6 protein-coding genes are annotated in these 12,004 nt (G+C 36.6%); 3 read left to right on the forward strand and 3 right to left on the reverse strand.

Annotated features, from left to right (window positions below; translation table 11 throughout):
• Positions 1–2: 2 nt before the first annotated feature.
• The 3 genes from IEV50_RS06375 (at position 3) to IEV50_RS06385 (ending at position 5,688) form a co-directional block, all read left to right on the forward strand.
• Complete coding sequence (locus IEV50_RS06375) at positions 3–1,937, forward strand: glycoside hydrolase family 97 protein (protein WP_188412407.1); 1,935 nt, start codon at positions 3–5, stop codon at positions 1,935–1,937.
• Between the two features lie 9 nt (positions 1,938–1,946).
• Positions 1,947–2,882 carry a glycoside hydrolase family 43 protein gene (locus IEV50_RS06380; RefSeq protein WP_188412408.1) on the forward strand — a complete coding sequence of 312 codons (936 nt, stop codon included), beginning with the start codon at positions 1,947–1,949 and terminating at the stop codon, positions 2,880–2,882.
• A 217-nt stretch (positions 2,883–3,099) separates the two neighbouring features.
• Positions 3,100–5,688, forward strand: coding sequence for a glycoside hydrolase family 3 protein (locus IEV50_RS06385; protein WP_188412409.1), 2,589 nt, complete (start codon positions 3,100–3,102; stop codon positions 5,686–5,688).
• Between the two features lie 115 nt (positions 5,689–5,803).
• On the opposite strand, the gene IEV50_RS06390 is transcribed toward IEV50_RS06385, so the two are convergent.
• The 3 genes from IEV50_RS06390 to IEV50_RS06400 are packed head-to-tail and all read right to left on the reverse strand — an operon-like array spanning position 5,804 to position 11,973.
• Positions 5,804–7,459: an alpha-L-fucosidase gene (locus IEV50_RS06390; protein WP_188412410.1), complete on the reverse strand. Its 1,656-nt coding sequence runs from the start codon at positions 7,457–7,459 to the stop codon at positions 5,804–5,806.
• Between the two features lie 31 nt (positions 7,460–7,490).
• The gene (locus IEV50_RS06395; RefSeq protein ID WP_188412411.1) at positions 7,491–10,265 is read right to left on the reverse strand and encodes a family 78 glycoside hydrolase catalytic domain; all 2,775 of its coding nucleotides are present in this window, start codon (positions 10,263–10,265) and stop codon (positions 7,491–7,493) included.
• A 28-nt stretch (positions 10,266–10,293) separates the two neighbouring features.
• On the reverse strand, positions 10,294–11,973 hold the full coding sequence (locus IEV50_RS06400) for an alpha-L-fucosidase (protein ID WP_188412412.1): 1,680 nt from the start codon (positions 11,971–11,973) through the stop codon (positions 10,294–10,296).
• Between the last annotated feature and the right edge of the window lie 31 nt (positions 11,974–12,004).

A 12,004-nucleotide genomic window follows, 5' to 3' on the forward strand; every position in this document is an offset into this window, starting at 1 on the left:
ACATGATAAAGAAATACTTTTTACTATTGTTGTTGTTTACTACAGCTGCATCACAGCTTACTAAAGCTCAAACAAAGTTTAACATCATAAGTCCGGATAAGATGCTAAATGTTGAAGTTTTTATTAAAGATGGAAAAGCATTTTACACCATACAAAGAGGTTCAGAACAGGTTTTAAAATCTTCGGAGCTAGGTGTGGTTAGAGCTGATGAAGATTTATCTAAAGGGCTGTCATTAATTTCGGCTTCTAAAGTCGAGGTGGTTAAAGATGCTTATATCCTTAAAAACGCCAAGCGGTTAAATCATAATTACATTGCTAACAAGCGAGTTTTTCATTTAAAAAATTCATCAGGGAAAAAGATAGATGTTATTTTTCAGGTATCAGATGATGGAGTTGCCTTTCGATATTATTTCCCGGAAAAAGATGCTAAGCTGAAAAACATTATGGATGAAAAAAGTTCATTTCATTTCTTTGAGCAAACTAAAGCATGGCTACAGCCAATGTCTGTGGCCAAAACCGGTTGGGAAAGTACCAACCCATCTTACGAAGAATATTATCAAAAAGAAATAAATGTTGGAACACCGGCACCAACAAATGCAGGTTGGGTATACCCTGCCCTTTTCCATTATAAAGATACCTGGATGTTGATATCGGAAACTGGATTAGATGAAAATTATTGTGCTACTCGCTTAGAACAAAACTCGGGTAATGGAAATTATAAAGTTGGTTTTCCAGACAAAAGAGAGGCATTTACTGGCCAAAATGTAAATCCTGAGTCTACGCTTCCATGGTTTACACCCTGGCGTATCATTGCGGTGGGTAGCCTTAAAAAAATAACAGAATCTACACTAGGAACTGATTTGGCGTATCCGGCAAAATCAAAAATAAATCCAGATTTGTTTAAGATGGGAAAGGCTTCCTGGAGCTGGATTATGTTGAAGGATAGTTCTATAACCTACAACACGCAAAAAAAATATATCGATTTCGCTGCGGAAATGAAGTGGGAATATACGCTTATCGATGTAGATTGGGATACAAAAATTGGTTATGATAAAATGCAGGAATTGGCCAATTATGCCAAGCAAAAAAATGTGGGCTTAATATTATGGTACAATTCTGCTGGTGACTGGAATACGGTGAAATATACACCAAAAAACAAATTGACCACGCATGAAAACCGTTTAAAAGAATTTGCAATTTTACAGAAAATGGGCATCAAAGGCATCAAAGTTGATTTTTTTGGTGGTGATGGCCAATCTATGATTAAATATTATTTCGAAATTTTTGAAGATGCCGCCAGGTTTAACTTAAGTGTAAACTGCCACGGAGCAACATTACCAAGAGGCTGGCAGCGAACCTTTCCAAACCTGATGACGATGGAATCCATAAAAGGAATGGAATTTATCACCTTTAAGCAGGAGAATGCAGACGAAGAACCGCAACACGCTACAACAATTCCATTTACAAGAAACGTTTTCGACCCGATGGATTTTACGCCAATGCGCTTATACGAAATCCCTAAAATCGACAAAAAAACGACGAGTACTTTTGAATTGGCCTTACCAGTAATTTTCCAATCTGGGATTCAGCATTTGGCAGAAGCACCCGATGGAATGGAAAGAATGCCAGCTTTTATAAAAACTTTTCTACAGAACTTTCCTTCGAGCTGGAGCGATACCGAACTAATAGATGGTTACCCGGGTAAGTTTGTTGTTATGGCAAGAAAAGCAGGTAATAAATGGTACCTGGCCGGTATAAATGGTGAAGGAAATGCTAAGAAAATCACCTTAGATTTATCAAAATTTGGAGGTAAAAGCGCAAAACTAATAGAAGATGGTGCTGAAAAATTCTCTTTTACTCAAAATGAAATTCAAGTTAACACAACAATACAAATAACAATGAAACCTTTTGGAGGATTCGTAATTACAATAGAATAACCAATTAAAATGAAAAAAATACTTATCACCTGCGTCCTGTTCATTACCATTCTGATGAATGTTCAGGCACAATCTAAAAAAGAAACCTATCTTTTTGCTTACTTCAAAGATAATGGAGAAGATGGATTGCATCTGGCTTATAGCACAGATGCTTACAATTGGACAACACTTAAAAACGATAAGTCGTTTCTAACACCAACAATAAGCAATGATAAATTAATGAGAGACCCATGTATTTTGCGAGGTGCAGATGGTCTCTTCCACATGGTATGGACCGTTAGCTGGAAGTCTAATGGCATCGGTTACGCCAGCTCTAAAGATTTAATAAATTGGAGTGCACAACAATTCTTACCGGTTATGGAAAAAGAAGAAGGTGTTGGAAATTCCTGGGCACCTGAAATAACTTTTGATAATAAAAGCAAAACCTACATGATTTACTGGTCTAGCACTATTAAAGGAAAATTCTCTGAAACTTTATTAAAAAAAGATGATAAAAATAACAATAGAATTTATTATGTAACCACTAAGGATTTTAAATCATTTTCGCCAACAAAACTACTTTATGAACCGGGGTTTAATGTAATAGATGCATCAATAGTTAATGATAACGACAAGTTTGTTATGTTTTTAAAAGATGAAACAAAGGAACCTGTTCAGAAAAATATCAAAATCGCACATAGTGATAACTTAACCGGGCCTTACTCAAAAGCAAGTGAACCCATTACAGGAAACTATTGGGCAGAAGGACCAACATCTTTAAAGCTTGGGAATGAATGGATTGTTTATTTTGATAAATACACTGAGCATAAGTACGGAGCGATTAAATCAAACGATTTAAATACATGGACAGATGTTTCTGATAAAATTTCGCTGCCAAAGGGATTAAGACATGGAACCATAATAACGATAACGAAAAAGGAACTTAAAAAGTTACAAAAGCAGTAAGTCTGCCTTGGTTCTTTTTAGCTTCACTTGTTTATAAAAAATGAGTAAATAGCATTAAGATTAAATCGTTTTAAACGATACATTATTTCACGCTCTTTAAAAACAAACGTGAGCATTAAAGTTTCACTAAATCGTTTACGTAAATAAATTTGACAAAAACTAAGCATTAACACATTAAAACAGCAACTTTAAAAAGTAAGAACTGATTTTTAACCAAATGAATTTTAAAGTAAAACTTTATCTAAGAATATCTTTTTTATGCCTATTTCCTTTTACTGGAATTGCACAACAAAAAAATAAATTACCATTTAACGATACAAAATTACCAATCGAAACCAGATTGCAAGATGTTGTGAAAAGGCTAACCATTGATGAGAAAATTGGTATGCTTTCAGAAACCTCATCAGCGGTTGAAAGATTAGGAATTGATAAATATTATTATGGAAATGAAGGTTTACATGGTATTATGCGTCCTGGAAAGTTTACCGTTTTCCCCCAATCTATTGCTCTTGCCGCCTCATGGAATCCGGCTTTAATAAATAGCGTAGCTACTGCAATATCCGATGAAGCCCGTGGTAAATGGAATGAACTAGGAAAAGGAAAAAATCAAAATGCCCCATTTAGCGATTTACTTACCTTATGGTCTCCTACAATAAACATGGCTCGCGACCCAAGATGGGGACGTACTGCAGAAACCTATGGAGAAGATCCATACCTGACTTCATGCTTTTCAGTTGCTTATATAAAAGGACTACAAGGAAATGATCCAAATCACATCAAAGTAGTTGCGACACCAAAACACCTTGCAGTTAACAACGAAGAAAACAATCGGCTGGCGGCAAATTCGATCGTTTCTGAAAAAACGCTTCGGGAATACTATCTTCCGGCCTTTAAAAGTAGTGTAGTTGAGGGCAATGCACAAAGTATCATGTCTGCTTACAATAAGGTTAACTGGATACCATCAACAGCAAGCAGATGGTTGTTAACCGATGTACTCCGTAAAGAGTGGGGATTTGATGGATATGTAGTAAGTGACTGTGGTGCAGCATGTAACATATTCAGCAAGCATCAATTTACGGCTTCAATGGAAGAAGCTGCTGCCGCTGCGATAAAGGCAGGTATGGATATGGAATGTGCCGCCGGTTGCAATTTAATTAAGGAGTATTTAAAGTTAGCCTGGCAGAAAAAACTAGTTACCGATGATGAGATAAACAATTCAGTAAAAAATGTTTTAAGGGTACGGTTTCGCTTGGGGCTATTTGATAAAACAGGTGCCGGACCTTATGACAATATTAGTTCTTCCGTAATTGGAAATGCGGCGCATCAAAAACTTGCTTTGGATGCAGCTAAAGAAAGTATAATACTTCTAAAGAATGATAAAAATATTTTGCCGTTGCAGCTTCAGAAGCTAAAATCTATCGCAGTAGTTGGTCATAACGCAGATGTGAATGTTTTTGGCGGCTACAGCGGTGTTCCTTTTAATGCACCTGTAACACCTTTGCAAGGCATAAAAAACCTAGTTGGGAATACCGCTACCATAAATTATGCACCAACAAAGTTAGATCTGTTTAATGTTGAAATGATTCCTTCTGATGAATTATTATCTGCAAGCGGACAAAACGGATTGGATGCAGAATATTTTGATAATAAATTTTTAGAAGGTACACCGAAAAAAAGAATTGATGCTCAGGTTAATTTCAACACAAAGGAGAATCCACCTGATCCTTTTATTCCCGCAGGAAAAAAATCCATTCGCTGGACGGGTTGGTTAGTACCATCGAAAAGTGGTGAATATACTTTAGCAGTAAGTTCTGATGATGGTTCCCGCACCTGGTTTAATGGAAAAATGGTAACAAACAGCTGGAAAGACAGAGGCGAAATATTAGATAGCTTTAAGGTAAGACTCGAAGCAGGAAAAAAATATCCGGTAAAAATTGAATATTATGATACTGGAAATGATGCTGTATGCAGGTTTTGGTGGCACACACCATTTGCGAAAGATCGGGTTTATACGGCACAAGTAGAGGCTGCTAAAAAGAGCGATGTTGTAGTTGCAATTATAGGAACAGGCCTTTATAATGAACGTGAAGGCCATGATAAAGAAAGCCTTGACCTTCCTGGCGACCAAATGACAATGCTAAAGACTGTTTATCAGGCCAATCCTAATGTAGTTGTGGTAATGGTTACCGGTAGTCAGCACACTATTGGTTGGATAAAAGAAAACGTCCCTGGCATTGTTAATATATACTTTGGTGGCGAACAGGCTGGTAATGCTATTGCATCTGCGCTTTTCGGCAAATATAATCCATCCGGGAAATTACCGCTAACCTATTACGAAAGCCTGGATAAGGTGCCTGCAATGAACAGGTATGAAATTAGTGAAGGCCGAACGTATATGTATTACCCCGGAAAACCGCTCTATGAATTTGGTTATGGATTGAGCTATACCACTTTTAAATATTCGGCTTTGCAGGTTAAAAGAATCGTTGAAAATGGAAAAAAACGTATTGCTATTGAACTCGAAATTGAAAATACTGGCAATATGGATGGAGAGGAAGTAGTACAATTGTACACAAGTTACCCAGATTCAAAACATGAGGTGCCTTTAAAACAATTAAAGGGCTTTAAAAAAGTATTTGTGGCTAAAGGCAAAAAACTGAAAGTAGATTTTAAAATTAATGAAGATGATATTTCATTCTGGTCTGTTGAAAAAGGCTGGCAAGCAGAAAAGGGTAATGTGATGATAAACATTGGTTCTTCATCAAATGATATCCGGTTGCATTCGTTAATTAATTTAGATAAGTAACGAAGGTTTTTATAATTATACTTCCACCTTAACACGAATATAACAACGGTAAAGAATTTAAAATTCTTTACCGTTATTAATTTATAAATTCAGGACCTTAATGGGCGTGCGAAGATTACACAATCTGAAATACGGCTGCATAACTGCCTTTTAAACGTTCCGGAACATCAATAATCAAACCTTCTGCATTGTGTGCAAAATTAATAGCATTTGTGTCTCCAGGCAAGGTAACCTTTTTAACTTTGCCAGAGTAATGGCGGGAATTTAAAGCGAGTGTTTTAATAAACACCTTTTCCGAATTAATTTCTCCTAATACGGTTGCGTAAATCATATCCTCTTTTGTTGCAAAACGTATATCGGCTGAAGTGAAAGGCTTGCCTTTACCTTCATTAAAACCCTGCGCCTTTAAAGGCTGAGCATTCTCGAGTGCCGGCCCTTCTCCAAGAATTTCCCAAGGTCTCGTACCAAAAATACTCGATTTATTTACAGCCATCCATTTCGTTATTTCTTGTAAAATTGCTTGCTCCTGTTCATCAATAGAACCATCTCCTCTCAAAGGAATATTTAACAACAGGTTTCCATTTTTACTTACTACATCTACAAGCGTTTGGATAACTGCTTTAGCACTTTTGTAGCCATTCCGGTCATATATCCTGCGATCGTAATGCCAATCACCAATGCACGTGTCGGTTTGCCATGGAAGTGGTTCAATTTCATTACTTTGTCCCCTTTCAATATCCCAAACCATGCATTTTCTTTGTTGCACATCCAATATTTTACCAAATAAAACCGCATTCTGTTTTCCATGTTTTTTAATACTTTTATTGTACAGATGAGCTGCAATTTTAAGCCCTGCATCGCTAATCGGCCACAATGGCAATACCGTATCATCAAAATAAACCAAATCAGGTTCGTATTTGTTGATTAGAGAAATGGTGCGGTTATAAAATTTATCGCAATAGGCCTTGCTTGGAATACTTACACCTTTTTGCCATTCCCAAATCTTTATATTCGAATAAGTTGTATTCTCATTAGTACTTAATCCGTGTCGCTGTGCATACAATTCCTGAGGATCCATGCCCTCCCACCATTTACCTGCTCCATCTTCTTTTGTAATATTACCATCATAAGGCATGCCTGCGAAAGGCCCGGTTTTATCTACAAACTGAGCAGACTCAAACCATGTCCAGGCATGAGAAGCATGCACGCTAACGCCAAATTTCAATCCCTGATTTTTCGCAGCCTTCGCCCAACCACCTATTAAATCTTTTTTCGGACCAAATTTGGTTGAATTCCATGGTTGATATTTATTGGGGTATAAATCAAAATTATCATGGTGATTAGCGAGGGCAAAGAAGTATTCAGCTCCTGCATTCTTGTATAATTCCAATAAAGCTTCGGGTTCCCACTTATCAGCTTTCCATTCATTTATTACATCTTTAAAACCGAACTTTGATGGATGACCATATTTTTGAACGTGAAATTTATAAGTTTCAGAACCTTCAAGATACATTTTACGTGCGTACCAATCGCCATGTTCAGGCTGGCATTGTGGCCCCCAATGTGCCCAAATTCCAAATTTAGCATCGCGAAACCAATCTGGCACTTGGAATTGGCTCAAGGAATCCCAAGTTGGTTTAAATGGACCTTGTTGCATTATTTCTCCAGCTGAAGAAGATGGATATAAAAAATCGTCTGCTTTCAAAAAACCCGGAAGGTATAATGCCGGAATTGTTCCAATCGCAGCTTTTAACAAGGTTCTTCTTTTCATGTAAATTGTAGTTTAGAATGTGAAAGCTATATTATTTTATCTGAAAATGATAATTACCTGAACCTACTTTAAATATTTTTTTACCTTCACTATAACCCGAATATTTTATTGAATTATTCGATGTAATGGGTTTACCACTTTCTAAAACTGCGGCACCAGCACTGGAGGGTAAATATAAAGTTGCTTTTGCATTGGCTGGTATTTCAATATCTATTTTAAAAGCATCTTTCTCTTTTCTCCAGTTAACACTAATTAAACCTCTTGGCGAATTATAGCTTGCTTTTACAAAGGTTACGTCTCCCACAGGTTCTGGTCTAATTTCAATATTACCAGAAGCCACATCATTTTCTTCCGCTCTTATTCCTGCTAAACCACTATAAAACCATTCCATTAAATGGCCTAACATAAAATGATTGTTAGATGCATCACTATTAGCCTGCCATGATTCGGTTAGCGCAGTTGCACCTTTTGCTATCTGGTATCCATAACCAGGTACATCTGAACGGCTATTCATATCAAAAATAACATCCGAACGCCCTGCATCATCTAAAGCTCTCAGTAAATATCGATATCCGATATCGCCCGAGGTAAGACTGTTATCTCGCTTTTTTAAATCTTTAATTAAATTATCCAAAACAGCCTGCTTTTTATCAGGCTCAGTCAAATTCATATACAATGCCATTGCATTAGCAGTCTGACTTCCGGTAGCGTACTGATTGGTTTCTTTATTAAAAAATTTCTGATTGAAGGCCAGCTTAACCTTTTTACCTAAATCATCATATTTTTTGGAATCATCATTTTTCCCTAAGGCTTTGGCAATTTTACTTAAAATGGTTAAGTCGTAATAATAAATTGCGGTAGCCGTTACGCCTCTAGGTGTAAGTTGAGAAACACCCGGAGTTTTTGGTCCAATATCGTACCAATCGCCTAAACCATGATAAAGCATATTGTCTTTGGCTTTTGTTCCCAGGTAATTAATGTAACGGCTCATCATACCGTAATTTTCCTCGAGTACTTGTGTATCACCATACCATTGATATACATACCATGGCAGAATAATTCCATTGCTCCCCCATTCCGGCGAATCCCTAAATCCTCCACCAAATTCTGCATATTCGGGGGCAATATCAGGAATAAGGCCTTCTGCAGTTTGCGACATGCGCATGTCGGATATAACCTTTTTACACAATGTTGCAATATCATAAGTGTACCTGATAGAACTTCCAACAAGATGCGCTTCTTCTAGCCAACCTAGTTTTTCTCTATGCGGGCAATCGGTAAACACACTTGCCATATTACTTTTTACAGCCCAATCAATTAAGTCGAATGTTTTATTAAAAAGTGTGTTTGAACTTGTAAAAGTTCCAATTTGTGGCGCAGCATTACGAGTGTGAAGTAACTTGGCTTGTAACACAACAGGTAATTTATTTTCATTAATTTCATCTGCAGGTACTGCACCTTCAATTTGTAAATAACGAAACCCATAATACATAAATTTAGGCTGCCAGCTTTCTGATTCTACTCCGCTAAGCGTATAATTAAAAAAAACAGGACTGCCAATTGCATTTTGAGTAACCGTTCCATCGCTTGCAAGTAATTCACCAGGAATAAGTTTAATGGTTTTTCCTTTTAAGCCTTTAACATTTATGAAAGGAATACCTGATGCATTTTGCCCAAAATCGTAAACCCACATACCTGGTTTAGGTTGTGTTATTTTTTTGGGTTTAAAATTATCAAATATTTTCAAAGGCTCTTCTGCCTGTACATTTAACTGTGATGGGCCTCCAACCACAATAGCATCACGCCATCCCGACGCATTAAATGCTGGTTTATCCCAACCGTTTGGCAATAAATTCGCATCATAATCTTCACCTCCATAAATGCTTGAAAAAGTTACCGGTCCGGCTATGGTTTTCCATGAATTATCACTAATAAAATCTTGTGTTGAGCCATCTTTATATTCAAATGTTATTCTGCAAATCATTTTAGGATAACCGAAAGCACCAGTTAGTTTTCTATATCTTTCTGATAATGAATAATAAAACCCGTTGCCAAGCATTACACCAAATGCATTAGAACCCGATTTAATTTGTTTTGTGATATCAAAAGCTACATATAGCGCATGCTTGTCATATTTTGTCCAACCAGGATCGAGGAAATGATCTCCAACTTTTGTTCCATTAAGAGAAAGTTCAAAATGACCAAGTCCTGATATAAATATTAAAGCCTTTTTTACCTCTTTTTTTATAATAATTTCTTTCCTCAAAAGCGGAAGAATATTATTTTTACCTTTAGTTCCTAAATCTCCAAGTTCGGGTTGCGACGGAACAATGATTTGAGATTCAGGTAGTTTTTCATAACCTATCCATTGTGCACCTTTCCAATCTGTTTTACTAAATAAACCTGTTTGCCAGGCCGATATTTTACTCCAGGTGCTTACACCGCCTGCCTCATCCCAAACCATCACTTTCCAGAAATAATTTTTTACAGATAAAAGCTTTTTACCTCCATATCTTATTTGAATCGAACCATCAGAAGAAACTTTCTTCGTATCCCAAATATTTCCGATGTTTTTTAATAAAGATAAAGAATCATCAGATACTAAAATACGATAAGCACCTTGCATCACATTTCTTTTATTGCTTTTTAGTTGCCAGTTTAATATCGGTTTTGGTACATCTACGCCTACCGGACGTTTTTTATATTCACATAACAGATTACTGACCATTAAATTTTGAGCTTTAGCGCTTAATGAACATGCGAAAACAAAAATTAACAGGTAAAATATTTTAAATTGGTATTTCATCTTATAAAATTTATTTGAAATTATTTTATTATTCTTTGCCATAAAGCTGCCATTCTAAAAGTGTTGGTTGTGTACTTTGATTGTGAATAGTAAGTTTAAAATATCGGGCTTTTACCGATTTAAAATTTTTAATCATCCCGATACCGCCTGTAGTTGCTTTAAGTACAGGCAACCAACTATCCCCTTTCTTATATTCTAAAATAATGTCTTGTTTTTTATCTTCCCAAGGGTGCCATGGTTCATCAATAATAAGGGTTGATATATCAAAAACAGTATTTAAATCTATTTCTAAAATGGCATCTTTTTGCCCTTTAGCAGCCTCCCATTTTGTTAATCGGTTTCCATCTAGAAGATTTTTAGCAATTGCATTAGGTTGTTCTGATGATGCCGTTATTTTTTTACCTGCAACAGGCGGTGGTGCTACATTAGGTTCTCCGCTAAATTCAACAACTACGACTGTGTTTATAGTATCTGGCAATTGCTTAGGAAGCATAAGCTCAAGATTTTTTCCGGCTCGTTTTGTTCGCAATAATTTAGAAGAATCGCTTAGCAGATAGGCTCTGGTAACTTTATTCAACATCGGAACTTTTAATTTGCCATCTAAAGGATTATCAAAAACGTGCAAATAAAGTTTTTGCTGTTTGCGGGTTGCCCTACCCCATGAAAGAAAAGGAAAAGGGCTCGAAGTGGTACCATAAACAGATTCCTGATTTACTTTAAGCCATTTACCGATTTCGGCCAGGCGCTCAATACTTACTGCCGGAATTTCTCCATGAGCATCGGGTCCAACGTTTAGTAGAAAGTTACCGCCTTTGCTTACAACATCTGTAAGATTGCGGATAAGTGTTTTTGCACTTTTCCAATCCTTATCGTTAGATTTAAATCCCCATGTATCATTTATTGTCATACAGGCCTCCCAATTGCGCCCGGGAAAACCTGTTGATGGAACAAACTGCTCTGGTGTTTCCGTATCACCATCAAAACCACCACCTAACCTGTTATTGGTAATTAAATTTGGATGTTGCTTTACAATAGCATCAAATTTGGCGGCACGTTCAGGAGTCATATTTTGTGGTGTATCCCACCATAAAATATCAGGTTCGCCATAATTAGAAAGAATTTCTTTAACCTGAGGAATGGAGATTTTATCTAAATAAGCATCAAAGCTGCCTTTTTGGGCTTCATCCCATGAACCACCACTTGCAGCTCCTCCAGGATGTACCCAATCCTGAGCCTGTGAGTAATAAAACCCAATTTTTATTCCGGCTTTTTTACAGGCATCAACCAATGGCTTTAAAATATCTTTTTTATAAGGAGAAGCACCCATAATATCCCAATCGGTAACTTTAGAATCGAACATGGCAAACCCATCATGGTGTTTAGAAGTGATGATGATGTATTTCATTCCAGCATCCTTTGCCATTTTAACCCAAGCCTCTGGATCGTAACGGTCTGGATTAAATTCTTGAGCGTAACTTTGATAGTCTTTAACAGGAATCTTTGCCGTATTCATTATCCACTCTCCTATACCTTTTACAGGCTTATCTTTATATATCCCTGCCGGAACAGAATAAATGCCCCAGTGGATAAACATACCGAATTTAGCATCTTTCCACCATTCCATTTTTTTTTCATCTTTAGTTGCATGCTGTGCAAATGCCTTTATAAAGCAAGCAAAAACGATGAAGGTTAGAACTATTTTTTTCATTATGTGTGTTTTTTAATAGGTGATAAAATAT

The sequence above is a fragment of the Pedobacter mendelii genome (assembly GCF_014635725.1).
GTDB classification, from domain to species: Bacteria; Bacteroidota; Bacteroidia; order Sphingobacteriales; family Sphingobacteriaceae; genus Pedobacter; species Pedobacter mendelii.

What these genes read in the sequence shown, in the direction of transcription:
- IEV50_RS06390 (WP_188412410.1), bottom strand. Translation starts at nt 7,459, where the DNA reads ATGAAAAGAAGAACCTTGTTAAAAGCTGCGATTGGAACAATTCCGGCA.
- IEV50_RS06380 (WP_188412408.1), top strand. Translation starts at nt 1,947, where the DNA reads ATGAAAAAAATACTTATCACCTGCGTCCTGTTCATTACCATTCTGATG.
- IEV50_RS06375 (WP_188412407.1), top strand. Translation starts at nt 3, where the DNA reads ATGATAAAGAAATACTTTTTACTATTGTTGTTGTTTACTACAGCTGCA.
- IEV50_RS06385 (WP_188412409.1), top strand. Translation starts at nt 3,100, where the DNA reads ATGAATTTTAAAGTAAAACTTTATCTAAGAATATCTTTTTTATGCCTA.
- IEV50_RS06400 (WP_188412412.1), bottom strand. Translation starts at nt 11,973, where the DNA reads ATGAAAAAAATAGTTCTAACCTTCATCGTTTTTGCTTGCTTTATAAAG.
- IEV50_RS06395 (WP_188412411.1), bottom strand. Translation starts at nt 10,265, where the DNA reads ATGAAATACCAATTTAAAATATTTTACCTGTTAATTTTTGTTTTCGCA.